We start from the raw sequence: 25,027 nt of genomic DNA, 5'->3' as shown, positions 1-25,027 counted from the left end.
CTCACCGCTCATGGACCGCGGACCAGCCTATCCCGACCGCCCCACTGGTATCCTCGTGCCTTATGCCCCGCGTAGCCGTCGACCTCCTCTCGTACACCGGAACGAAAGGCGGTATGGAGACCTACGCCCGCGAGCTGTACCGCGAGATCGGCCGCCTCGGCAGTGAATTCGAGTTCGTCGGACTCGCCAGCAAGGAGGGATATCAGCTCGACCGTTCCTGGTTCCCCGGGGACATGATCGACACCGGTATCAGCGGAGAGAACCGCTTCCGGTGGGCGATCGGCGAGCTCTGGTCGATCGGTCGCATCGCCAAGCGTCACCGTGCGGATCTGTTGCACTGCCCGGCTCTGCTCGGTCCCGCCCGGAGCAGCATGCCCACCGTGATCTCCATGCACGACATGCTCTACTGGAGCCAGCCCCAGATGATGAGCACCCCGGCGTTCACCGAACCCGTGAAGTTCATGGAGCGCCTGGGTGCACGGAACGCCAGCCGGATGATCACCATCAGTGAGGTGTCCCGGCGCGAGATCATCACCTACCTCGGCTTCCCGGCGGACCGCATCGACCTCATCCCCCTCGCCGGCACCGCCCTGCCGATGGGCGAACGACGACCGGACACGGAGCACCCCTTCATCCTGGCGACGGGCAACCGGCGCCCGCACAAGAACTGGGCTGGTCTCATCAGGGCGTTGCCGCTCGTGGACGAGGCGATCCGTCCTCGGGTGGTCATCACCGGCAGCCACGGGGAGGACCCGCTGCGCGCCGTCGTCGACGAGGTCGGCATGCACGACTGGGTCGAACTGCGATCGTGGTTGAGCAGCGAGGAACTCGGCCACCTCTACGAGACGGCGACCGCGCTCGCCATGCCGTCCTTCCACGACGGTTTCAGCCTGCCGGCACTCGAGGCCATGATGGCCGGGCTCCCTGTGCTCATCTCCGACATCCCCGTGTACCGGGAGGTCGCGGGCGATGCGGCCGAGTACTTCGACCCGCACTCCTTGGAGTCGATCGCCAACGCCATGACGACGGCGGTCAGCGACCCCGCACGGATGGCAGAACTCACCGATCAGGGCAGGGAGCGCGCCAAGCAGTTCTCCTGGGAACGCGTGGCGACACGCACACTCGAGACCTTCCGGACCACACTCGCCTGACGCGACGCGGCTGGATGGCGAGCGACCGCCATCCAGCCGCGTCGCGCTACTCCGACTGCGGCTGGATGACCGGGATCGACTCGGTGTCGGCCGGGCCGAGCGCGATCGTCGGCATCGACACCGTGATGAGCGAGCCGTCGGCGCGGCGGCTGCCCTCGATGTCGCTCGCGCTCGGCTCGCCGACGAGGTGCGGACCCTGGTTGTCGAGCGGAACGGTGACCGTCGTCCCTGCCTCGACGAGCACGTTACCGCCGCCGACGACGAACGACGCGGAATCGCCCTCTTCGACGGTGAACCGCATCTCGGTGCGCCGGACGGAGATACGCACCCGCGTGCCCTTGACCGTGAGTCGGAAGGTGATGCCCTGCCAGTCGACCGGCAGGCGCGGCGAGAAGGAGATCACGCCGCCGTGGTCGCGCATGCCCGCGAAGCCGAGCACGAGCGCACTCCACACGCCGCCGGTGGAGGCGACGTGCACACCGTCAGGGGTGTTGCGGTGCAGGTTCGCGAGGTCGACGAACAGCGCCGACCAGAAGTACTTGAGCGCGAGCCGCTGGTACCCGACCTCGGCGGCGATGATCGACTGCACGACCGCCGACAGGGTCGAGTCGCCCGTCGTCAGCGGGTCGTAGTAGTCGAAGTCGGCGAGCTTCTCCTCGTCGGTGAAGTGGTCGCCCTGCAGGAGCAGTGCCAGCACGACGTCCGCCTGCTTGAGCACCTGGAAGCGGTAGATGACGAGCGGGTGGAAGTGTAGGAGGAGCGGAAGGTGCTCCGGAGGCGTGTGATCGAGGTCCCACAGCTCCTTCTCGAGGAACTGGGCGTCCTGTGGGTGGATGCCGAGCCGCTTGTCGAAGGGGATGTGCATGTGCTCGGCGGCGCGCTGCCACTCGCGGACCTCGGCGTCGTCGAGCGACAGCCGCGTGACCAAGCGCTCGAAGGAGGCCGGGTCGTCCTCGCGGAGGCGCTCCACGGCCTCGACGGCCGACAGCAGGTTCGCCCGTGCCATGACGTTCGTATAGAGGTTGTCGTTCACGACGGTGGTGTACTCGTCGGGCCCCGTGACCCCGTAGATGTGGAACGAGTCCTTGCCGTTCGCGCGCCAGAAGCCCAGGTCGGCCCACATGCGGGCCGTCTCGACGAAGATGTCGACGGCTCCGCGGGCGAGGAAGTCCTCGTCCCCCGTCGCCGCGACGTACTGCCGTAGCGCGTAGGAGATGTCGGCGTCGATGTGGTACTGCGCCGTGCCGGCCGCGTAGTACGCGGACGACTCGAGCCCGTTGATCGTGCGCCACGGGAACAGGGCGCCGTGCTGGTTGAGCTCGGTCGCGCGGGAGCGGGCGGCGTCGAGCATGTTCTGGCGGAACCGGAGGGCGTTCCGTGCGACGAGCGGCGCCGTGTAGCTGAGGAACGGGAGGACGTAGACCTCGGTGTCCCAGAAGTAGTGGCCACCGTACCCGGACCCGGACACACCCTTCGCCGCGACACCGCCGCCGTCCGTGCGTGCGGACGCCTGCGCCAGCTGGAAGAGGTTCCAGCGCGTCGCCTGCTGGATGGCAGGCTGTCCGTGGACCTCGACATCGGAGCGCGCCCAGAAGTCCTCCAGCCACAGCTCCTGGTTGCGGATCGCCGATTCGATGCCGTTCTCGGCGGAACGGTCGAGCGTGCGGGCGCAGCGGTCGGCGAGTTCCTTCGGCGGGACGGCGTTCGAGGTGTGGTAGCTGATGATCTTGGTGAGCTTCGTGGGCACGCCCGCGCGACCGCGGATCGTGTACACGTGCTTCGCGAGGTCGGACTCGATGTGCGTCGAGACCTCGTACTCGTTCTCGGTCTCGATCGTGTGGTCGGCGCCGGCGACGATCGTCATGCCGGAGTTCGTCGTCTGGTACCCGAGCATCGCTCGTGGACCGTCGATGAGCTTGTAGCGAGGCTGCAGCACCCGCTCGGTGAGGGACTCCGCCTTGCGCGGGTCGCCCATCCCCGGCTCGGGTGCGTTCGTCAGGTAGTCGTCCTGACGGTCCTGGCGGTTGATGATCTGACTGGAGAGCACGAGCGACGCGTCCGCGTCGAGCAACGTGACCTCGTAGTCGAGGACCGCGAGGTGGCGGTCGGTGAAGGACACCATGCGACGGGAACGGATGTGGACCCGCTTCCCGGAGGGCGTCCGCCATTCGAGTTCGCGGCTGAGGACGCCGGTCTTGAAGTCGAGGCGACGTTCGAAGCTCAGGAGGTCGGCGTCGTTGAGGATCAGCGGCTCGTCGTCGACATAGAGGCGGACGACCTTCGTGTCGGGCGCGTTGACGATCGTCTGGCCGACGCGCGCGAAGCCGAACGCCTCCTCGGCGTGACGGATCGGCCAGGTCTCGTGGAACCCGTTGATGAACGTGCCGTGGACGTGGCCGTCGCGGCCCTCCTCGACGTTGCCGCGGAACCCGAGGTAGCCGTTGCCGAGCGCGAACAGGGTCTCGGTCGTGCCCTCGTCGTCCGCGTCGACGTGCGTCTCGACGAGCGCCCAGTCGTCGAGCGGGAACCGGTGACGGTCGAGCGGGTCGCTGGTGATGTGGTTCATGCCTGGTCCTCGGAGAAGTCGTGGGGTGCCGTGGGGGTCTGTGAGTCGGCCGGCGCGTCCGGCCCGGCTGTTCGCGAGGCCGACCGCAGTGGGTCGACGAGCTCGGCGAGGTCATCGACCACGATGTCCGCACCCGCATCGATGAGCGCCTGGTGTCCGATACCGCGGTCGACGCCGAGCACGAGACCGAAGTCGCCGCGGCGGCCGGCCTCGACCCCGGAGTGCGCGTCCTCGACGACGACGCACTCCGACGGAGCGTAGCCGAGCAGGCGACCGGCCTCGACGTAGGTGTCCGGTGCGGGCTTGCCGGCGATCCCCTCGCGCGCAGCGACGACGCCGTCCATCACGACCGGGAACCGCTCACGGAGCCCTGCCGCTCGGAGGACGACCTCGGCGTTCTTGGAACTCGACACCACGGCGACCTCGAGCCCTGCCTGCTCGACCGTGTCGAGGAAGGTCAACGATCCCGGGTACGCGGCGATGCCGTCCGCTTCCAGGACGGCCGTGAACACCGAGTTCTTCCGGTTGCCGAGACCGCACACGGTCTCCAGCTCAGGCGCGTCGGTCGGTGAACCCTCAGGGAGCGTGATGCCGCGTGACGCGAGCATCGCGCGCACCCCGTCGTACCGCGGCTTGCCGTCGATGTACTGGAAGTAGTCGGCGTCGGTGTACGGCTCGGTGATCCCGTGGGCGAGGAGCTCGTCGGTGAAGAGCTTCGCCCAGGCGTGCATGTGGATCTCGGCGGTCGGGGTGATGACGCCGTCGAGGTCGAACAGCACCGCCCGGCAGCCGAGGAGCCGCGCGGCCGCCTCGTCGAGGGTCAGGACGTCGTTCGATGGCGCGTTGATCGGCTGGGTCACGGTGCACGGTCCTCGTCGGTTTGGGGGAAGAGGTGGACAGTGGAACGGAAGCTGCTGCGGACCGGTGGGGCGGCCGCGCAGACCCAGCCTAGGAGAGTTTGGCCACCACGTCGTACACGCGGTCGATACCGGCGTGGACCGGGAAGTGGTGGTTGCCGACGAACAGCCCGTCCTCGTGGATCTTGTCGGCGGCGGGGAGTTCGGCCGGGACCTTCGCGTCGAGGTACTTCATGACCGGGTTCTTCGTGAAGTTGCCCGCCACGATGGGCCGTGACTCGATCCCTGCGGCGGCGAACGCCTGCACGACCTCCTTGCGGCGGCCGGCGAGCGCGCCCTCGAGCACGAGGGAGAAGCCGAACCAGCTGCTCTCGCCCTGCTCGCGCTGGATGCGCACGGAATCGAGGTCGGCGAAGCGTTCCGTCCAGTACACGGCGTTCTCCCGACGGCCGGCGATGAGCTGTGGGACCTTCTGGATCTGCTCGATGCCGATCGCGCCGGACATCTCGAGCGGGCGGACGTTGTACCCGGGAAGGACGAAACGGAAGAGGTCGTCCCACTCGTCGCCCGACTTGTCGTGGACGGCGTTCTTCTCGGGGAGTCCGCGGGTCCAGCCGTGAGCCCGCAGCGAGATGAGCATCTGCGCCGTGGCCTCGTCGTCCGTCAGGATCATCCCGCCCTCCATCGTCGAGATGTGGTGGGAGAAGAAGGCGCTGAACGTCCCCATCGCACCGACCGTGCCGGCGAACCGACCGTCGTCCTTCGCGCCGAGGGACTCGCAGTTGTCCTCCAGCAGGAGGAGACCGTGACGTTCGGCGAGTGCCGTGAGCGCCGCGAAGTCGTTCGGGTTGCCGAGGAGGTTGACCGCGAAGATCGCCTTGGTGCGCGGGGTGATGGCGGCCTCGGCGAGCGACAGGTCCATGTTGAGGGTGTCGACGTCGATGTCGACGAAGCTCGGGATGAGGCCGTACTGCTGGAGCGGGTAGTAGGTGGTGGCCCAGGACACGGCGGGGACCAGGACCTCGTCCCCCGCCTGCAGGTCGACCCGGTCGTCGAGGACGGCAGCGGCGATCGCGAGGAGGTTCGCGCTCGAACCGGAGTTGACCATGACGCCGAAGCCGGCGCCGAACGCACTGGCGAAATCGCGCTCGAACTGCGCGACCAGCGGCCCCATGGTGAAGCGGCCGCTGTCGACGACGCGCTGGATGGCGGCGTACTCCGCGGCGTCCCAGGAGGAGGTCGCGAGGGGGAAACCGGAGTCGAAGGTGTCGTCGGTCATGCTGTCTGGGGCTCCTGAGCTGCGAGGTAGGCGTGGTAGCTCGCGGCGACGCCGGCCGCGAGCGGGGTGGTGGGGTTCCAGCCGAGCGCACGGGCGGCGGCTGAGTCGAGCAGGCGCTGGTGCACGCCGGAAGGCTTGGTGGCGTCGTACCGGAAGCGACCGGTGAAGCCGGCGGCGCGACCGGCTGCTTCGTAGTACTCGGTGATGCTGTGGTCGACACCCGGCCCGAGGTTGAGCGTGACGGGCCACGCCGCGAGTGAGCCGAGCTGCGTGACGAGCCACGCCGCGAGGTCGGGCGTGTAGGTGAACTCGCGTCGGGCGGTGCCGTCGCCCCAGACCTCGACCTCGTCGGAGCCGCTCGCCACGGCGGCGTGGACCTTGCCGAGGGCGGCGGCGATGAGGTGCGCCTGACCGTGGGTGTAGTCGTCGCCCGGGCCGTAGAGGTTCGACGGCACTGCTGCGCGATAGGCGAACCCGTACTGCCGACTCGCGTACTCGCAGAGCTTCGTCCCGGCGATCTTCGCGAGCGCATACCCCTCGTTCGCGCCCTCCAGCGTGCCGCTGAGGAGAGCGCCCTCACCGATCGGCTGTGGGAGCCCCTCGGGGTAGATCGCCGCGCTCGACACGTAGAGCAGCTCGGGGACACCGGCATCGATCGCGCCTCGGACGACCGAGGTGTCGATCAGGAGGTTGTCGAGCAGGAAGTCGGTGGGACGCTGCAGCTTCGCCTGGATGCCGGCGACCTTGGCGGCGGCGTGCACGATCGCGTCCGGCGCCGTCCGGCCGATGAGGGCTGCGACGGCGGCTCGATCGGTGAGGTCGGCGTCCGCACGCGTCGCCACGATCAGCTCGTCGGCGGCGCGGAGCGTGGGCCAGACCGCGGCGATGCTCGAACCGAGCATGCCGGCACCACCGGTGAGGAGAACGCGCACCGCGCCTAGACCTCCGCGGTGTCGATGTAGGGCTTGCCCGACGCCTCGAGCTCGGCGACGTCGGAGTCGACCATGATCTGCGCGAGGCGCGGCGGGAGCACCTTCGGGGTCCAGCCGAGGACGGACTCGGCCTTCGCGTAGTCACCGATGAGCGCGTCGACCTCGGTGGGACGGAGGTAGCGCTCGTCGAACTTGACGTACTTCTCCCAGTCGAGGTCGAGCCGCTCGAAGGAGAACTGCAGGAAGTCCTTGACGGTGTACGCGGTGTTGGTGGCGAGCACGAAGTCGGTCGGTTCGTCGGCCTGCAGCATCCGCCACATGCCCTCGACGTAGTCGGGCGCGTAGCCCCAGTCGCGGACGGCGTCGAGGTTGCCCATGTACAGGAAGTCCTGCTGGCCAGCGGCGATGCGCGCGGCGGCGCGGGTGATCTTGCGGGTCACGAAGGTGCCACCGCGTCGCGGCGACTCGTGGTTGAACAGGATGCCGTTGACCGCGAACATCCCGTAGGCCTCGCGGTAGTTGCGGGTGATCCAGTAGGAGTAGACCTTCGCGACGCCGTAGGGCGAACGCGGGTAGAACGGGGTCTCCTCGTTCTGCGGCGGCGGCGTCGCCCCGAACATCTCGGAACTGGACGCCTGGTAGAAGCGGCAGTGGAGACCGATCTGGCGGATGGCCTCGAGGAGCCGGACCGTCCCGATGCCGGTCGTGTCGCCGGTGTACTCCGGCTCGTCGAAGCTGACCCGTACGTGCGACTGCGCGGCGAGGTTGTACACCTCGTCGGGCTGGATCTCCGCGAGCAGTGTCGCCAGGCGCGAGCCGTCGGCCAGGTCGGCGAAGTGCAACTGGAGCCTGGGCGAACCGTCGTGGGTCGCCTCGGGGTCGTAGATGTGGTCGATCCGCCCGGTGTTGAAGGTCGACGCGCGACGCACGAAACCGTGCACCTCGTACCCCTTCGACAGCAGGAGTTCTGCGAGGTAGCTGCCGTCCTGGCCGGTGATACCGGTGATGACGGCCTTCTTGGTGGTGACGCCTGTCGTGGCCGGGGCCGCCGGGGCTGATGTCTCAGTCATGGAAGACCACTCTACCCGGGCCGTGGTCTCCTTCGGGCGGCCCTCCCGCTCCGGAAGCTTGCTACCGTACCGGGGTGACGCTCGACATCATGATGCCTTTCTACGGCCGCTTCGACCACTTCCGCACGGCGGTGCTGAGTGTGCTCGCGCAGACCGATCCGGACTGGCGGTTGGTCGTCGTCGATGACGTGTATCCCGACACGGCGCCGGGCGAGTGGCTGCAGTCGCTCGGCGACGATCGCATCGTGTACCTCCGCAACGAACGGAACCTCGGGGTGAGCGGCAACTTCGACCGCTGCATCGAACTCGTGACGGCGGAACGGTGTGTCCTCATGGGGTGCGACGACGAGCTCCTCCCGGAGTACGTGGCGCGGATGGCGACCATCGCGGCGAGATTCCCCGACGTCGACCTCATCCAGCCCGGTGTGGAAGTGATCGACGAGGCCGGGCAGGTCGTCCGACCACTGGGCGACCGGATCAAGGCGATCCTCCGACCGGCCGCACCCGAGCCGGTCCGGCTCGCCGGCGAGCGACTCACGGCCAGCCTGCTCCGCGGCAACTGGGCGTACTTCCCGTCCGTGTGCTGGCGCGTCGATTCGGTTCGGCGCTTCGGGTTCCGGGCCGACCTCCACGTGGTCCAGGATCTCGCCCTGATGATGGAGATCTTCCGCGGCGGCGGCACGCTCGTGCTCGACGACACCACGGTCTTCCGGTATCGCCGACACGGCGGGAGTGTGTCCTCCTACACCGCCGTGGACGGCAAGCGCTTCCAACAGGAGCGCACGGTGTTCGCCGAGGAAGCCGCCCGACAGGCGGCGCTCGGTTGGAACCGGGCTTCTCGAGTCGCCCGCGCGCACGTCACCTCGCGGCTGAACGCGGCCCTGCAACTCCCGAAGGCGGCGCTCGCCCGCGACACCGCGGGACTGCGCATCCTGCTCCGGCACACCTTCGTCTGATCAGCCCGTCGCACGGATCGACCAGGCTCTCCCTGAGTAGGATTGGCTCATGCCGCACCAGCTCGAACGCACGCTCATCGTCATGCCGGCGCTCAACGAGGAGGCGTCCGTCGCCGCCGTGGTGCGTGAGGTCCAGGACAAGCTGCCGGGTGTCGCGATCCTCGTCGTGAACGACGGCTCGACCGACGACACGACCGTCCAGGCGAGGTCTGCGGGCGCCGTCGTTGCCGAGCTCCCGTTCAACCTCGGGGTCGGCGGTGCGATGCGGGTCGGCTTCAAGTACGCGCTCGAGCATGGGTACCGCAACGTCGTGCAGGTCGATTCGGACGGACAGCACGACCCGGCCGGCGTGCTGCAGCTCCTCGATGAACTGGCGACCGCCGACCTCGTCCTCGGCGCGCGGTTCGCGGGTGCGGGCAACTACGAGGTGCGAGGACCCCGCAAGTGGGCGATGGTCGTGCTCTCCGGCGTCCTCAGCCGCGTCGCACGGACGAAGCTCACCGACACGACGAGTGGTTTCCGCGCGACGGGACCTCGGGCGGTCCGGCTCTTCGCCGAGCACTACCCTGCCGAATACCTCGGTGACACGATCGAGTCGCTCGTGATCGCCGCGCGCGCCGGTTGCGTCATCCGCCAGGTGCCCGTGGCCATGCGGCCCCGCGCTGGCGGCACCCCGTCGCACAACCCGTTCAAAGCCGCGACCTACCTGGCGCGCGCCGGCCTCGCGCTCGTGTTCGCACTCATCCGACCGCCGGTCGCGCTCCAAGGAGAGGTGGTGACCGCATGATGCCCCTCGGCACCTACATCCTGGGCATCGTCGCCGCCCTGTTCACGCTCGGGGTCGTCATCGAGATGCTCCGACGCCGCAGGATGCGCGAGCGCCACGCCGTGTGGTGGCTCGTGGCCGGCTGCCTCGCGCTCATCATCGGTGTCTTCCCCCAGGTGCTCGCCGGTGTCGCCGTCGCGATCGGCGTGGAGATCCCGACGAACCTCGTGTTCTTCGTGAGCATCCTCGTCCTGTTCCTCGTGAGCATCCAGCACAGCTCGGAACTGACCACACTCGAGCAGCGGAGTCGGACGCTCGCCGAGGAGAGCGCTCTGCAGGACCTGCGCATCACCGAGCTTGAACGCCGACTCGCCGACGGCGCACCGGACGGGGGCAACGGCACCGCCTGACGCCGGCAGCGCCTGAGCGCCCCTCAGGAAGCGACCGGGCGTCCGCGCAGGAGTCCGACCACGTGCACGACGAGCCCGGCGACCGGTCCGACCGTGAGCGCCAGGAGCGTGCGCTCGTGGAGGCCGAGCGGAAGCAGCAGCGTGGCGACCATCGCGAGCGCGGCGACGATCCATCCCGCCGCGAAAGCGGTGTGCTGCGATCGTGAGAGCGTCGCGGACCCGGTCACGCACAGTGCGCCGACGAGCCCGGCCGTCGCGACGAGCAGCCCGATGGTCCCTCCCGCGAGGACATCGGAGCGCCCGAACACGATGGAGAGCGCCCACGGACCGAGCCACCACGCGAGCAGGCCCAGCACCCCTGCCGCCACGATGACGAGGACGACCATCCGGAGGACCCACCCGAGCACGGCGTCCGCGTGGGAACGGAACACGATGACGAGGTAACTCTGCAGCGCCAGGACGACGATGACGATGGGCGCCCGGGTCAGCGTGATGGCGTAGGTGAGCGATCCGAAGGCGTTCGGCGAGACGGTGTCGCCCGTGGCCTGGATGACGAGGGGCAGCCCACTCACCATCACGCCCGTCGCCGCGGAGGCGACCACCGTCCGCAGCACGTTCCAGCTGAGGGCCGTCGGACCGACGTCGATGCCGAACCGGCCGACCACCCCGCGGCGGACGAAGGGCCACAGGATGAGCGGTGTCAGCACGAACGGCGCGGCGACACCCCAGGCGAGCAGCGTCGTGTCGTCGGTCACCAGGAGGAGGCCACCGACGATCGCGAACCGCAGGAGCCCGTCGACGATCGTCAATGCCGCAACCGAGGTCCAGAGCGAGAGGCCGTACAGGACGCCGGCCGTCGCAGCCACGATCACGTAGGCGGCGAGTCCGACGACGAGCTGCGGGACCAGTGCCCACCCCGCGTCGGGGAAGACCGCCCCGACCCACAGCCAGGCGGTCGCGGCGACGAGCACGGCAGCGACCGCGGACGCGGCGAGGGCGAAGTTCCGCACGACCGGCGCGCGCGTCGACGTCTCGACGGTGACGGGATCCGGGTGCGTCGCGCGGGCCACCTCCTGCTGCACCCCGGAGAGGGCGCTGACCAGGAGGTAGAGCGCGGACCAGAAGACGGAGAACGGCGCGTACGCCGCCGTTCCGAGCGCCGCCCCGGTCACGATCTGCAACAGGTAGCCCGCGCCACCTCCGACAGCCGTCGCCACGAGGATGAGGACGGCGCCATTGGGTCCGCGACGCGCGGCGTCGGCGGGCGTGGCGCTACCGGGAGCCGACACGCCGGTCCTCGACGGGAGGGTGCAGAACGAGAGGCACGGAGCGGGATCCTTCGCTTGGGACGGACGACATTCGATGGTACCGCCGCACCGGCCGCCGCCCAGGTCGGCGGGTAGACTGACGCAGCAGACCAGACCGAACGCGCGGCCAGATGCAGCGTGTGCTCCCTGATTGGACCAGCCGCCCATGGCCTCAGCCCCTTCCGTCCCACCGATCGACGACCGGGAACGGGGGGCACGCCAGGCTCATGGCCTCGTCCGCCGCTTCCTCATCGTGTTCGCGTTCGCGTGGATCGTCTGCACGGCGATCACGAGCGCCTGGGCGCTGACGACCCCGCTCGCGGCAGCACCCGACGAGCCGGCGCACATCGTCAAGGCCGCTTCGGTGGCTCGCGGGCAGCTCGTCGGACCCTCGACGCCGAAGGGCAACGTGGTGCAGGTGCCGTCGTACATCGCCTGGACCAACAATCAGACCTGCACCGCCTTCACCGAGACGGTCACGGCCGACTGTGTCACGCAGGTGCCGGGCGACCCGACCACCCTCGTCGACATCACCACCACGGCCGGACTCTACAACCCGCTGTACTACGTCCTCGTGGGGTGGCCGTCGCTCGTCTTCGACGACTCCACGGGCATCTTCGCCATGCGGCTCATGAGCGCACTGGTCTGCTCGTTCTTCCTCGCCGTCGGCTTCGCGCTCATCGCCACCTGGCGCCACCGTGCCCTGCCCATCGTCGCCTTCCTGACCGCGGCGACACCGGTCACCCTGTTCCTGGCGGGGACGATCAACCCGAACGGCCTCGAGGTCACCGCGATGATGGCGGCCGTCGTCGGACTGCTGACGATCACGACGAGACAGTCCGCGGCCCCGCTGTGGCTCCCCTTGAGCACTCTCGTGGTCGGCGGCGTCTTTGCAGCCAACACGCGTGGTCTGTCTCCCTTGTGGCTCGCGATGGCCATCGCTGCGGCACTCGTGCTGCTACCCGGTCGGGACCTCCTCGCGCTGTTGAAGCGCCGTTCGGTGCAGGTGACGATCGTCCTCGTCGCGCTCGGCACCGCCGCCGCCGCCGCATGGTTGCTCGGCTCGAACTCGCTCGCCATGGCGGTCGACCCCAATGCGCCGCCTCCCCCGTACCCGCACGTCGGTGACGCGCCCATCGTCGGGGTCGCGGTCATCCTCGACCTCACCTTCTACTACGGTGCGCAGATGATCGGCGAGTTCGGCTGGCTCGACACGCCCGCCCCCGACGCGGTGTTCTTCATCTGGCCGGCCGTCATCGGCCTGCTGCTCCTCGGTGCCGGTGTCCTCCTCCGCGGGCGTCGACTGGTCGTCGCCGTCCTCCTCATGGCGGCCGTCGTCTTCGTCCCCGCGCTCCTCCAGGGCGTGTGGGTGACCTCGGGAGGGATCATCTGGCAGGGCCGGTACACGCTGCCGCTGTTCGCGCTCATGCTCCTCACCATCGGCGCACTGCTCGCCGAGCACGGCTCGGCGCTCGGCCGCTCGATCCAGCGGCGACTCGTCGTGATCCTGATCGCCGCGCTCGGATTCGCCCAGTTCCTCAGCTACATCGGGGCGCTGCGCCGGTACAGCATCGGCGACACCGGTGGGAGCTGGCTCGCGATGATCACCCGGCCGGAGTGGGCGCCGCCGGGCGGCATGACGCTCTGGCTCGCCATCGGCGTCCTCACGATCGGAGCGGCCTGCTTCGGAGCAGCACGACTCGCCTTGCGCGCGCGGGCCGAGGACGAGCTCGTGACCGTTCGCTGACACCCCTCCCCCGCTGCGGACGACGAAGGCGCCGACACCCTGGAGAGTGTCGGCGCCTTCGTCGTCGCATCGGCGTGGTCAGTTCACGCGGACCGTGGTGCAACCGAAGAGCACGTTCTTGCCGGTGTTGAACACCGCGGTCCCGATCCCGTAGCCACAGACCTTGTAATCACCAGCGGCCGTCACCGGTATGGACTCGCTGAGCCCGTGCGCACCGCCGTAGGCGGGATAGATCCGTGCAATGTCCGAACGCACCTTGTCAGCCTGGAACGCGTACCCCTTCACCGTCCCGTCGGGCGCCGTGACATAGACGTGCATCTGGATCGGCGTCTTCGGAAGCTGTGCGTCGACCGTCCACCCGGAGACGGACAGCGAGGCGTTCCCGGCCGTCGTCGAACCGGACACCTGGGCTCCGTCGAACGACCCGACCGGGTAACTCGTCCCCACGGTCACGGTGCGGCACCCGATCGTGGAGTTCATCCCGACGCTGAGCGGCGACACCGCGATGCCGTAGGCGCACACCTGGTAGTCGCCGGGGGCCGTGACGGGGAAGGACTCGGAGAAACCATGCGGTCCGGTGGCCCCGTAGACACGATTCACGTCATCACGCTGGCCGCCGGACCCGCGCACATAGCCGGAGCGCTTCCCGGTCGGATCGGTGATGTAGACGTGTACCGGGATCGCTGTTCCGAGTGCGCCACGATCAAGCGTCCATCCACCCACGTTGATCGACGCGCCTGTGGCTGACTGACTGACGTCGACGAGATCCAAGCTGCCGGCCGGGAAGTCCTTCACGAGGTCGACCGCCACACAGCCGAGCTCCGTGTTCACTCCGACGTTCTGCCAGAACTTGGCGATGCTGTAAGCACAGACCTCATACCGCCCGCCTGCAGACACCGGGAAGCTCTGGCTGAACCCGTGGGCAGCGCCCGCCCCAGGGTACACGTTGGCGACATCGGGGCGTGATGCGGACGCCGTCATGGCGGTTCCCGGACGTTGCCCGTCGGGTTGCCTCACGTAGATGTGCACGTCGTTCGAAACCGACTTGGCGTCAGGATCCATCGCCCACCCCGCGACGTAGAGCGCCGTCGTCGAACCGCTTCCGGTAACCCGGACCGCGTCGAGTGAACCGATCGGCGCATCCTGCGGCACGCTCACCGACTTGCATCCGAGCAACCGGTTGGCGCTCAAACCGATCCCGTATACGCAAGCGGTGTAGGTCCCCCCACGGGTGACGGTGATGTTGGTGCTGTAGCCGTGGGCCTCACCGGCGCCCGGGTACGCGCGCGCGACATCCGGTCTGGACTTGTTCGCCTGCATGACCGACCCCTTGGTCGAGCCGTCAGGGTAGGTCAAGTACACATGCGCCTCAAGCGATGCGGAGGTGCGGTTGAGGTCCAGGGTCCAGCCCGACAGGGAGATGGTCGCATCATTCGCCCCGACGTTGACGCTCAACGCGTCGTAGGCGCCTGCAGGGTTCAACACCCCGTTGGTCGGTCCGAACCAGTCGGTGTAGATGCGGAAGAAGTTCCGGTTGCCGTACGCACTGCAGCCGTCGCCCGTGCCGTAGAGGTTCGCGAGCGCCGCGGCGTTCGGCTGGTACGGCGTGTAGTTGTACAACCCTGCGGTCGCGGCGTTCTCGATGAAGACGTTGCTGGACCCGCACGAGGCGGTCGGCGAGAACCGGACGGCGTTGACGCGCCCAGGAACATGGTTCCACCGGGTCGGGTTCGCCTGGTAGTTCTTGAACTGCAGGGCGGCCGCGTACACCTGGTTGAAGAACCCGTAGTAGGTCGTATCGCAGTCGGCCGTGTCCGGGCACCCGTAGCCGGTCGCGCTGCGGTACTGCCGATCGCTCGGCCAGGTGTCGGTGATGAGTCCCTGTTCCTTCTCGATGAGGACGATCATGGCCTTCTGGCTGATCCCGCAGGCCGCTCCCACCTTGGAGATGATGCTCGCCGCCGATTCCCGACCGGAACCCGCATAGGCGGCACAGCGACCGGAGACAGCGGCCCGGGAAGGAGTCGCCTGAGCGTAGTCCTTGAGGCAGGTGTAACCGGCACGACAGCTCGGCACAGCTCGATTCAGGAAGTCCTGGACCGCAGGCGCGCTCATGGCGCCGCCGTCGTAGAAGAGCTGGTCGCTGATGATCGAACCGGCTCGGAAGTCGGACCCGTTGGCGGCCTCGGCGCTCGGGGCGACGGCCGGGGCGACCGTCAACACGCCGACGAGGAGAGCGAAGACCGTCGCGATGACGATGAGTGGGCTGCGGCGCGTCATGGTACCTCCACCGTCAGCGGCTCAGAGGTGAGCGCTCCGGTCTTGTCCGATTGGTAGGAGAGGACGGCCGTCCACGTCCCGCTGGTGAAGTCGCTGATCTGGGTTTGAACGGTGCCGCACGAGGTGGTCTTCGAGTCGGCGAGTCCCTCGCTGGTGACGACCACGTCCGGGCCCGAGCCGGAGAACGTGAACGTGCAGGTCCCGCCGTTCTCGATGACGCCGGCGATGTAGCCGGATGCCGAGACCGTCGTTCCGTCGGGGTCGACACCGGCGAACACCATGACCGCGTCGAGCGGGATCGGTTCCGGATCCGCGGTTTTGAAGGTGGGTTCGACGCCTGGAAGCAGGGTCTGGCTCGGGGTCGGGCTTGCGCTCGACTCGGCCGGATCACCGCCGAAGCAGCCGGTCAGACCGACGCCGACGAGCAGAGCCGTCACCACGCAGGCCGCTGGGCGTATGCGCCACTCGGTCATCAGTCCTCCTCGGCACGCCGGATGTGCCCCTTTCAGGGTACCGGGTTCGAAACAGCTGTCGATGACCTGAATGTCGGCGCGTCGATGGTGCTCAGGCCGAATCGGGCGTCCACGAGCGCGATCGCGAACGTCGGGAAGCGTAGGGGTGGTAGGCGTCGTCCGGGTGTTCGGGAAGGTACGGGTCACGGTAGATCACGCCCCAGCGAGCACGTACCGTCCTCAGTTCCCACTCGTGCACGATCGCGATCCGGGTCTTCGACTCGTAGTGGTAGAGGTGCACCCGAGCGAGATACAGGATACGAAGTCCCAGGGAGCGCACTTTCAGAGACAGGTCGACGTCGTTGAAGTTCAACGGCAGCGACTCAGTGACGCCGCCGACGCGAGCGTAGGTGTCGCGGCGCAGCGCGGCGCACGCGGCGGTCACGCCCGAAACCTCGCGGTCGATCTTGAGAGCGGCGTGCGGCGCCGAATCACCGAAGCGGTAGGCGGTGAGCGGATGCGAGAACCCTCGATTCGCGTAACGGTGACCGGCGTGCTGGATGAGCCCGTCCTCGTACACGAGCTGCGCGCCGGTCATTCCGACGTCCGCTTGGAGCAAAGGTGCGACCAGCTCGACCAGGAAGTCGTCCGAGATGACCTCGACGTCATCGTTGAGCAGGACGATCATCTCGCCGCGGCTCTCGACGAACCCGACGTTGCACTTCTCCCCGTAGTTGAACGGCCGGTCGAACGGCACCAGGGTGAGCCGATCGCCGGCGATCTCGCGCAGGAGGTCGAGGACGGTCGCCGGCGTCGTCAGGTCGTAGACCACGACGATCTCGAGATCGACGTCTCCGGCATGCTCGAGCACGGACCGGACGGCACCGATCACGAACACGCGCTCGACGTCGTCGATGACTCCCGAACTGCCGCGCGTGGGGATGATCACGCTGACCGAGGTCGCCGGGTCCAACGCGCGGCGGACGCGAGCGGTGTTCGGCCAGTCACCACGCTCGGCGGTCGCGTCGATACCGACCCGTTGGAGATGCGCATCGACCGCACGGACACCCGCATCCCAGGTGTATGGTTTCGCCCCGCTCGACGAGGCGGTCGACTCAGGAAGGGCCCTCCAGTGGTACAGGACCTCGGGGATGTGGTGCACCACCCGTGCGCGTTCGGTGACCTTCAGCGCGAGGTCGTGGTCCTGCGATCCGTCGTAGGTGCTGTCGAATCCACCGACCGCTCGGACGAGGTCAAGACGCATGACCGACAGGTGCCCGAGGTACATGTGCGAGCGGAGCCGCTCGGGCGACCAGTCCGGCTTCTTGAAGACGTCGTAGTGGTACCCGTCGAGGTCCACCTTGTCCTCGTCGGTGTACACGTAATCGATCCGATCGTCCGCGGCGATCGCCTGCGCGACCTGCGCGAGCGCCCCGTGGCCGAGGAGGTCGTCGTGGTCGAGCAGGACCAGGAACCGCCCGGTCGCCGCGGCGACGCCGTCGTTCGATGCAGCGGAGATTCCGCCGTTCGATTCACGGGTGACGACGACGATCCGGTCGTCCTCCGCCGCGAAGCCGCGAAGTGCCTCGAGGACCCGGGGATCCGGCGAGACGTCGTCGACGAGGATGAACTCCCAGTCGCGGAACGCCTGCCGCCGGACCGATTCGACCATCTGCCGCAGCATGTCGATCGGAGGATTGTAGACCGGGGTGACGACGCTGAACAGTGGAGCGGTCACGAGCGGCGCACCACCGAGCGGATGCCGCTGATGGGCTTGATGACGGCGGAGCCCAGCTTCCAGGTGGTCGACGCCAGGATCTGGTCGACCTCGGTACGGGTCCGCTCGTCGCGCAGTTCGAGCGCGAGACGGTGGTCTCGCAGCAGCTTGTGCACCTCGTGCACGAGCCCCTCGCGTTCGTCCTCGAGCTGGTCCACCCGCGCGAAGGCGACGGCGAGCTCGGTCTCGGCGAACCGATCGACCTCAGCACGCAGGGTGTCGCGCTCCGCCGCCAGACCGACGAGGCGGTCGGCGTCGAGCAGCACGCGGTGTTGGAGCGCCTTGACCTGCGCCACGAGCTCCTCAGTGCTCCGCCCAGCGGGCTGCACCCACAGGGCGCCGTCGTCCGCGGTCCCCGCCTCGTGTTCCGTCTCGTCAACCATGTCCATGCAACCTTCCTGAGCGACGCCGTCACGACGCCGATATCTACACGTTGTCGGCGTCGCGCTTACGTTGCTGACGCGCGGCGAACCGCTCGACGACGACCTTCGGGCCGCCGTTCTTGAGGTAGTACGCCACCCGGTCGACGTCACGCCGCATGCCGGTGCGCCGCGGCGGCGTCTGCTGCTGACGCGAGGACGACAGGACGACCGGTTTCGCACCGGCCTCGGCGGGGGCCTTGTCCGCGGCGAGCCGGGGGTTCCGGACGAACTCGACGAGCGGGGCGAGCGCGCTCGACCAGACGAACCGCTCGCGGACGAGCTGCACGTTCGCCCTCGCCGCCTCGCGGGACGCATCGTCGAAGAGCACGTGCTCGATCGCGTCCATGAGCGCGCGCTGGTCGCGCTCCGGAACGGAAACGCCCAGTGTCTCCTCGCGGACGAGGTCACCGAACGAGTCGCCCTCGGTCGTCACGATCGGCAGTCCGGCCCACAGGTAGTCGAGGATGCGGGTGCGGAAGGAGAACGTGGTCTCGACGTGCTGGAAGTGGGTCGAGATCCCGAGGTCCGCCTCGAGGAGGTAGTTGTGGCGGTCGTCGTATGCGACCCACGAGTCATTGAAGAACACGTGGGTCCCCGTGAGGCCCAGTTCGTCGCTCAGCGCACGGGCTGCCACCACAGCGGGCATCTCGGGGACGGAGGGGTTCGGGTGCTTCGTACCCATGAAGAACAACCGCAGGTCCGGGTGCTGCTTGGCGAGCTCGCCGACCGCACGGATCACGATTCCCGGGTCGAACCAGTCGTAGATGCCGCCACCCCAGATGATGACCTTGTCGTCGACACCGATGCCCGGGACGACACCGCGCAACGCGGGACGGGTGTGCTCGGGACGGCCGGCCGGAATGCCGAACGGAGCGATCGCGATGAGGGTCTCGAGATCCTCGTCGCGGGTGTACGTGTACGGGTTGATACGCCCGAGTGCCGCCATCTGGCCGAGCCAGAAGTGTCGCTGGCGCTCGCTCGCGCACAGGAAGAAGTCTCCGCGGGCCAGCTGGTGGTTGAGCACGTCGGTGGCGTCGGAGACCTGATCGCCCCAGGTGACGAGGTTGTCGCTCTTGCCCTGCTCGAGCTGTTCGAGGTGGAGCGGGTCGTACACGTCGATGACGAGCACCTTGGTCGTCGTCTCGAGCGCCGGGAACAGTGCGAGTGCGTGCCCCTGCAGGATGATGACGTCGGCCCACTTCTCGTGCGGCTTCATGCTCGCCGGGCGGTGGTGCGAAACCACGTCGAGTTCAAAGCGCTCGCTCTCGACGGAGACACCGGTCATGCTAACGAGACGGACGTCGTGCTCGTCGGCGAGGGTGTCGGCCATGTTCCAGGCGCGGATCGCCGGACCGGCCATCTTGGCACCGATCGGGTCGCCGGTGATGATGAGCACGCGGCGTCGAAGCGGCTCGTCGAGGACGTTCAGCGAGGAGACGATCTTGTCGTACCCCTCGAGGTAGCTCTCGATCGGGTACGCGGGCTCGTCGATGTTGCCGAGCAGGAGCCGCAACTGGCGGTCGGAACGGGTACGGGTCGCCTGCACCAGCGCGCGGTCCTTCGCGAGCTCCGGCAGGTTCTCCACGACCTGGTCGATGGCGTTGACACCGGCGAGGAGCTGCTTGGAGAGCATCGAGGCCGGGCTGCCGTCGTCGTCCTTCGACTTGCGCAGATCGAGCGCCGTGGTGTCGAGCTTCGCCCGACCCGTGGCGCGACGCGTCGCCAGCAGCACCGCTGCCGCGAACGAGCGGCTGAGGGCCTCGTCGTCGAGGTTCTTGTAGAGCGTGTAGAGGGCGTTGCGCTCGAGCAGGTAGGTCTCGAAGTAGTTGCCGAACTTCTCCATCGACGCGTGGTGTTTGTGGAACGCCAGCGACTTCGGCTGGAACCGGAACCGGTAGCCGAGGAGGTTCAATCGCCAGCCGAGGTCGACGTCCTCGTAGAACATGAAGTAGCGGTCGTCGAACCCTCCGAGTTGTTCGAAGAGCTCGGCCCGGACGAACATCGCCGCGCCGGTGCCGAACAGGACGTCCTTCTCGACGCTCCATTCGGGTCGGTCGTGTTCACCGGCGTGCGGTTTGTACCCCATGCCGTACCACGTGAGCGCCGAGCCGACATAGTCGACGCGTTCACCTTCCCAGTCGAGCACCTTGCTCGCGACGGCGCCGATGTCCTTGCTCTCGGCGAAGGTGTCCATCGCCGCGTTGATCCACTGGTCGTCGGGGCGTGCATCGTTGTTGAGGAAGGCGACGAATTCACCGCTCGACTTCGAGACGCCGAGGTTGCAACCACCGGTGAAGCCGCCGTTGACCTTGGAGGGCACGATCGTCGCGAGGTCCCCCAGGGTGGCGAGCTGCTCGAGGCTGTCGTCGCCGGAGCCGTTCTCGACCACGATGATCTCGAGGCGGTCCTGCGGGAAGTCGATTTCGCGGAGCGTCCGCACGCACTGGATCGTATCCGCGGATCCGCGGTAGTTCACCAGGATGACGGATACGACGCCCGGACGTCTCTTACGTGTGTTCTTCACTCTTGCTCCTCGACATATCCTGTCCTCGACAGACCTGCCGAGTGTATCGTTCCGCACCTGAGCGGCGGTTCGGACCGCCGCTCGCTCCATTCAGCCGGCGTTCTCACCGAGGCTGTTGAGGTAGGCGGCGATCGTCGGAGCGGCCTCACCGCTCTCCACGAGTTCGCCGTGCCGCAACCAGGCCGCGTGATCGCACATCTGCTGCACCGTGTCCATCGAGTGGCTCACCAGGATCACCGTCTTGCCCTGCTGCTTGTACTCGACGAACTTCTGACGGCACTTCTCTTGGAACTCCGCGTCACCGACCGCGAGGACCTCGTCGACGACGAGGACGTCGGGGTCGACGTTGATCGCGACGGAGAAGCCCAGACGCACGTACATGCCGGACGAGTAGTTCTTCACCGGCTGGTCGATGAACTGCTCGACGCCGGAGAAGTCGATGATCGTGTCGAGTTTGCGCTCGATCTCCTTGCGCGACATCCCGAGGATCGACCCGTTCAGGAAGATGTTGTCCCGCCCGGAGAGTTCCGGGTGGAATCCCGAGCCGACCTCGAGCAGCGCGGCGAGCTTGCCGCGCGCGGTGATCGACCCCTGCTCGGGATAGTAGATCTTGGCGAGGCACTTGAGCAGCGTCGACTTGCCCGAGCCGTTCGACCCGATGAGACCGAAGGTCGATCCTTCAGGCACCTCGAACCCGACGTTCTTGAGGGCCCAGAAGTCCTCGTGGACGGAACGACGTCGGCGCATGATGGCCGACTTGATGCTCTGGTTGCGCTCGTGGTAGAGCCGGAACTTCTTGCTGACGTCGTCCACGACGACTGCTGCGGTGCTCACAGGGCCTCCGCCAATCTCTTCTCGTGCCGGCGGAAGACGAGCAGGCCCACGGTGAAGGACACGAGCGCCCAGGCGGCGATGGTGAGCAGGTCGGCGGGGTCGGGGAACCGGTTGTCGTACAGGAGGTTCCGGAACACGGCCACGAAGTGCTCGAGCGGGTTGATGCGGTAGATGTCGATGATCGTGATCGGCGTCCCGAACAGCGGGCCGTACTTGTCGGACTGCGCTTGCACGAGCGAGATCGGGTAGATGATCGGCGTCGCGTACATCCAGATCTGCATGATGATGCCCATGAAGTACTGCGTGTCGCGGAAGTAGACGTTGGCGATGGACAGCATCAGTGCGAGGCCCGCGGCGAAGATCGCCAGGAGGACCATGGTGAGCACGACGAGCGGCAGCCACGGCAAGACGAACGCACCGAGCAGGCTCAGCGCGATGCAGAGCACGGCCATCTCGAACAACCAGTTGAAGCCGATGGCACCGACCGCGGAGATCGGGAGCACGATGCGCGAGAAGTACACCTTCTGGATCAGTCCGGTGTTCGCGATGAGCGAGCCCATGCCGGTGTTCACCACGTTCGAGAAGAACATCCAGGGCAGGAGCCCGCAGAGGAGCCAGAGCGCGAAGATGTGCAGCCCACTCGGGTCGCCCGTCTGCAGCGGAACCTGGAAGATGAACGAGAACACGAAGGTGTAGATGAGCATCTGCGCCAGCGGGTTCGCCAAGGACCACAGCTGGCCGAAGATGGTTCGCTTGTACTGGCCGCGGATGTCGCGGAGGGTGAGGTTCGCGAGGAGCTCGCGGGATCCGAGGATCTCCTTGACGTAGCTCATCGCACCCCGGGGGTCGGGCGTGAAGACATGCTGACCAATCTAACCTAGAAGTCCTGGGTCACCACTCAGGAGCGATCGCCGGCGGCGGCGGACGAGGAACGCGTCCACGACGACGAGGACCACGACGACGAGCGACGACGCCGCGGTCACCCCCAGACCGACTTGCTGCCCGGGGACCGTGTACTGCAGGACGACACGGTGCTCGCCGGTCGGGACCGCGATGGCCGCGCCGGCATGCTCGGCCGGCAGCAGCTCGACGGGCTTCCCGTCAACCGTCGCCGCCCAGCCCGGTCGGCGAAGCGAGTCCGCGACCACGACCCAGCCTGCTCCATCGGCGACCACCTCGACCTCCATGCGACTGGTGTCGCTGGGAAGGACCGTGACCGCGGCGGTCGAGGCCGCTCGGTCGCTCGCGACCTCCCGAGCATCCTCCGGACGCTCCAGCAGGACGGCCGTGCTCGGAAGGGAGCCGTCCGCCATCGTCGCCACCTGCTCGGCAGGGTCAGTCTCCGTCACCGCGGTCGACGCCCATCTGATCCGATCGAGTGCCGTCGTCCGTTCATAGACGGTGGCGTCGCCCGTGTGCGCGACGCGGAGCCCGTCGTCGGCGGGACGGACGAGCGAGATCCCCAATCGACCGGAGGGATCGGCTGCGACCGGAGCCGGAATGCCGATGCCGTCGAACCGCAGCTCTGCCACCCAGGCTCGGTCGGCTGGGATGTCCTCGCCTTCCACCGCGACCGACTGGTCGGCGGTCAGCGCGGGAAACCAGGTCGACGTCGTCGCGATCCGTTCATCGGTCACCGCGTCGCGGATGTCGAGGGTGACGGTCACTCCGTCGGGGTCGTCCTGCCCCACGACGCTGTCCGGCAACGCGAACACGACGCCTCGCACCGGGCCGGACTGCACCGCGGAACGGACTCGGTCCCCGTCGGCAACCTGCACCCGGCCGGTGCGGTCGATCGTGCCTTCCGGTTGGCCGAGCACCGTGGCCTCCGGATTGTCGACGACGTATTTGACGGCGAGCCGGTCCAGGATCGGTGAGCGGATCGAGGTCGCGAGATCCCCGGAACGCAGAGCGGAGTACGTCCGGCTGAAGAACGCGTCCGGCTCGACCGCCTCCAGGAGATCCTGCCACTCGCTCGTGTGGAACGCGTGCCCGCCGACGGAGCGGAGCCGGTCGATCGTGTTCGTCCCCGGGAGCATCGTCTGGTCTACGGACGCGTACCGGCTCTCCCCGAGTCCGCGCTCCAGGAACCGATGTGTCGCCGTGGTCGGGTAGACCGTCTCCGGGGGCGACTGCGGCCACCACTCGTTCGCGACCACGATCGCCGGCACGACGAGCATGACCGGGAGGATGCAGCCCGCCAGAATGCCGACACGTCGACCACCGACCCAGGCGGCGACGACGACGAGGACGGCGAAGGCCGCGAAGGCTCCGACCACGCCGATGTGCTCGCGCATCGCGGGGATGACGTCGGCGGGCAGCGTCCAGAGCGTGTCGCGAACGGTGAACGCCGCGACGCACCCGATGGCGATCACGACGACGAGCGCCAGGATCCGCCACCAGAGATGACGTCTCGTCCGAGCGCGCCGCAGGAGACGCACCTCCGCTCGCAGCGAGGTCGGATCGATCACCGCGGCGAAGCCGGCCGCCGCGAGCAGCGCCAGGAAGAACCCGACGAGGACCCGCAGCCGCGCGATCGGGTTGTTGGAGAAGACCGGAAGCTCCTGGAACGCCGCGAGGATCGGACCGCCCACGAAGGTGAGGACGACACTGAGCGCGAGCGCGACGACGACGAAGGTCAAACTCGGGCGGAGTCGCCGGCTCCGGGGGACGATGAGACCGGCGGCGGCGACCAGGGCCAGTGCTCCGACGCCGATGTAGGACAAGCGCTCGATCGGATTCCCGGCTCCCCAGGTGAGCCCGGCGTCGACATCTCCGACAACCTCCGGTACGAGGAGCGACGCGAGGTCGCCCCAGTGCAGTGACGCGCCGGATGTTGCCGCGCGGGCAGACAGATCGAGGACACTCGACGCGTTCACCGCGAACGGGACGAGCTGCCAAGCGGAGAGCCCGACACCGAGCACGACACCGGCGGCACCGGTGCCGACTGCTGACAGCACCCCCTGCCATCGCCGCCGGACGACGATCGACCTCACGAGCAGGTAGGCGCCTCCCGCATAGAGCGCGTAGCCGGCGACCGCCGGGAAGCCACCGAGGAGGAGCGAGGCGACCACGAGCCCGAGGATGGCCACGTCGACCGGTCGGGGACGGATCGCAACGCGGTCGAGCGCCCAGAACAACAACGGCAGCAGGGCCGCCACACGGGTCTGCGGCCAGTTCGTCCAGGAGATCATGAATCCGGACGACGCGAAGATGAGGCTCGCGACCGCCCAGCTCGCGTTCGGCAGCCTCCAGCGCCGCAGGAGCAAGGACATGCCGAGGGTGATGACGATGATCTCGAGGAGCTTCACGTAGCCGGGTGCGGCGCTCACCGGGAGGAACCACCACGGCAGCGACAGCGGGGAGTACACGCCCGAGTTCGGCAGGCCGGCAAGCTCGGCACCACCCGCCGCGTACGGATTCCACGCCGCGAACGAGCCCTCCCGTGCGGCCTCGACGATCAAGGCGGTCTGCGGTACCACGGTGTCGATGGTGTCGCCGATGAAGCGGTTCGTCGGATCCTGCGGCAACCCGATCGACGACTGCCACGGGGCGAAGGAGACCAGCAGGTCGGTGCCGAGGAAACTCGTGACACCGACGAGCGCGGGCCCGATCGTGCACACGACGAAGGCCACCAGTGCAGCCCACGCGATCACGGACACCGCCGACGACCCGAGACTCGGGCCGAGCATCGAGG

General features: G+C 68.0%; 19 protein-coding genes. 5 read left to right on the top strand and 14 right to left on the bottom strand.

Annotated elements, in window-relative coordinates; all coding sequences use genetic code 11:
- The first annotated feature begins 62 nt into the window (after positions 1-62).
- Positions 63-1,151, top strand: a complete 1,089-nt coding sequence (locus A4X17_RS08350; RefSeq protein WP_082916029.1) for a glycosyltransferase family 1 protein — start codon at positions 63-65, stop codon at positions 1,149-1,151.
- 46 nt (positions 1,152-1,197) lie between these two features.
- Here the strand turns inward: A4X17_RS08350 and A4X17_RS08345 are convergent, their stop codons facing one another.
- From A4X17_RS08345 to gmd, 5 genes are all read right to left on the bottom strand, one after another.
- Positions 1,198-3,717 carry a glycoside hydrolase family 65 protein gene (locus A4X17_RS08345; RefSeq protein ID WP_064295207.1) on the bottom strand — a complete coding sequence of 840 codons (2,520 nt, stop codon included), beginning with the start codon at positions 3,715-3,717 and terminating at the stop codon, positions 1,198-1,200.
- Positions 3,714-4,541, bottom strand: a complete 828-nt coding sequence (locus A4X17_RS08340; protein ID WP_082916052.1) for a beta-phosphoglucomutase family hydrolase — start codon at positions 4,539-4,541, stop codon at positions 3,714-3,716. Before A4X17_RS08340 ends, A4X17_RS08345 begins: the two co-directional genes overlap by 4 nt.
- A 124-nt stretch (positions 4,542-4,665) precedes the next feature.
- Positions 4,666-5,853 carry a DegT/DnrJ/EryC1/StrS aminotransferase family protein gene (locus A4X17_RS08335; RefSeq protein WP_064295205.1) on the bottom strand — a complete coding sequence of 396 codons (1,188 nt, stop codon included), beginning with the start codon at positions 5,851-5,853 and terminating at the stop codon, positions 4,666-4,668.
- Positions 5,850-6,785, bottom strand: a complete 936-nt coding sequence (locus tag A4X17_RS08330; RefSeq protein ID WP_082916028.1) for an NAD-dependent epimerase/dehydratase family protein — start codon at positions 6,783-6,785, stop codon at positions 5,850-5,852. Before A4X17_RS08330 ends, A4X17_RS08335 begins: the two co-directional genes overlap by 4 nt.
- A gap of 5 nt (positions 6,786-6,790) precedes the next feature.
- Positions 6,791-7,855: a GDP-mannose 4,6-dehydratase gene (gene gmd, locus A4X17_RS08325; protein WP_064295204.1), complete on the bottom strand. Its 1,065-nt coding sequence runs from the start codon at positions 7,853-7,855 to the stop codon at positions 6,791-6,793.
- A gap of 74 nt (positions 7,856-7,929) precedes the next feature.
- On the opposite strand from gmd, the gene A4X17_RS08320 reads away from it, so the two are divergent.
- From A4X17_RS08320 to A4X17_RS08310, 3 genes are read left to right on the top strand one after another with little or no spacing between them, the layout of a single operon-like run.
- The gene (locus A4X17_RS08320) at positions 7,930-8,811 is read left to right on the top strand and encodes a glycosyltransferase (protein WP_064295203.1); all 882 of its coding nucleotides are present in this window, start codon (positions 7,930-7,932) and stop codon (positions 8,809-8,811) included.
- Between the two features lie 49 nt (positions 8,812-8,860).
- Complete coding sequence (locus A4X17_RS08315; protein ID WP_064295202.1) at positions 8,861-9,598, top strand: glycosyltransferase family 2 protein; 738 nt, start codon at positions 8,861-8,863, stop codon at positions 9,596-9,598.
- Positions 9,598-9,987 (top strand): DUF2304 domain-containing protein, encoded by a 390-nt coding sequence (locus A4X17_RS08310; protein WP_064295353.1) that lies wholly within the window; start codon positions 9,598-9,600, stop codon positions 9,985-9,987. The genes A4X17_RS08315 and A4X17_RS08310 overlap by 1 nt, the downstream gene beginning before the upstream one ends.
- A 23-nt stretch (positions 9,988-10,010) precedes the next feature.
- Here A4X17_RS08310 and A4X17_RS08305 read toward each other — a convergent pair whose 3' ends face one another.
- A complete protein-coding gene (locus tag A4X17_RS08305; protein ID WP_064295201.1) occupies positions 10,011-11,276 on the bottom strand; it encodes a hypothetical protein in 1,266 nt (421 codons plus the stop codon).
- Between the two features lie 184 nt (positions 11,277-11,460).
- Here A4X17_RS08305 and A4X17_RS08300 point away from each other — a divergent pair, with 184 nt between their 5' ends.
- Positions 11,461-13,041: a DUF2142 domain-containing protein gene (locus tag A4X17_RS08300; RefSeq protein ID WP_064295200.1), complete on the top strand. Its 1,581-nt coding sequence runs from the start codon at positions 11,461-11,463 to the stop codon at positions 13,039-13,041.
- 78 nt (positions 13,042-13,119) lie between these two features.
- Here A4X17_RS08300 and A4X17_RS08295 read toward each other — a convergent pair whose 3' ends face one another.
- The 8 genes from A4X17_RS08295 to A4X17_RS08260 all read right to left on the bottom strand — a co-directional run bounded on the left by A4X17_RS08295 (position 13,120) and on the right by A4X17_RS08260 (position 25,022).
- On the bottom strand, positions 13,120-15,321 hold the full coding sequence (locus tag A4X17_RS08295) for a hypothetical protein (RefSeq protein WP_064295199.1): 2,202 nt from the start codon (positions 15,319-15,321) through the stop codon (positions 13,120-13,122).
- Positions 15,318-15,794 (bottom strand): hypothetical protein, encoded by a 477-nt coding sequence (locus tag A4X17_RS08290; RefSeq protein WP_157583397.1) that lies wholly within the window; start codon positions 15,792-15,794, stop codon positions 15,318-15,320. The genes A4X17_RS08295 and A4X17_RS08290 overlap by 4 nt, the downstream gene beginning before the upstream one ends.
- Before the next feature lie 91 nt (positions 15,795-15,885).
- The gene (locus A4X17_RS08285) at positions 15,886-17,511 is read right to left on the bottom strand and encodes a glycosyltransferase (protein ID WP_064295197.1); all 1,626 of its coding nucleotides are present in this window, start codon (positions 17,509-17,511) and stop codon (positions 15,886-15,888) included.
- Positions 17,508-17,933, bottom strand: a complete 426-nt coding sequence (locus A4X17_RS08280) for a hypothetical protein (RefSeq protein WP_139205509.1) — start codon at positions 17,931-17,933, stop codon at positions 17,508-17,510. Before A4X17_RS08280 ends, A4X17_RS08285 begins: the two co-directional genes overlap by 4 nt.
- A gap of 43 nt (positions 17,934-17,976) precedes the next feature.
- Positions 17,977-20,496: a glycosyltransferase gene (locus A4X17_RS08275; RefSeq protein ID WP_064295195.1), complete on the bottom strand. Its 2,520-nt coding sequence runs from the start codon at positions 20,494-20,496 to the stop codon at positions 17,977-17,979.
- 90 nt (positions 20,497-20,586) lie between these two features.
- A complete protein-coding gene (locus tag A4X17_RS08270) occupies positions 20,587-21,330 on the bottom strand; it encodes an ABC transporter ATP-binding protein (protein WP_229939008.1) in 744 nt (247 codons plus the stop codon).
- A complete protein-coding gene (locus A4X17_RS08265; RefSeq protein ID WP_064295194.1) occupies positions 21,327-22,163 on the bottom strand; it encodes an ABC transporter permease in 837 nt (278 codons plus the stop codon). The genes A4X17_RS08270 and A4X17_RS08265 overlap by 4 nt, the downstream gene beginning before the upstream one ends.
- Positions 22,164-22,202: 39 nt before the next feature.
- Positions 22,203-25,022, bottom strand: a complete 2,820-nt coding sequence (locus tag A4X17_RS08260) for a hypothetical protein (RefSeq protein WP_064295193.1) — start codon at positions 25,020-25,022, stop codon at positions 22,203-22,205.
- Positions 25,023-25,027: the final 5 nt, after the last annotated feature.

This window comes from Plantibacter sp. H53 (assembly GCF_001650455.1).
GTDB classification, from domain to species: Bacteria; Actinomycetota; Actinomycetes; order Actinomycetales; family Microbacteriaceae; genus Plantibacter; species Plantibacter flavus_A.
Note: the sequence above shows the minus strand (reverse complement) of the source record. Positions and strands in the feature narration are given on the sequence as shown.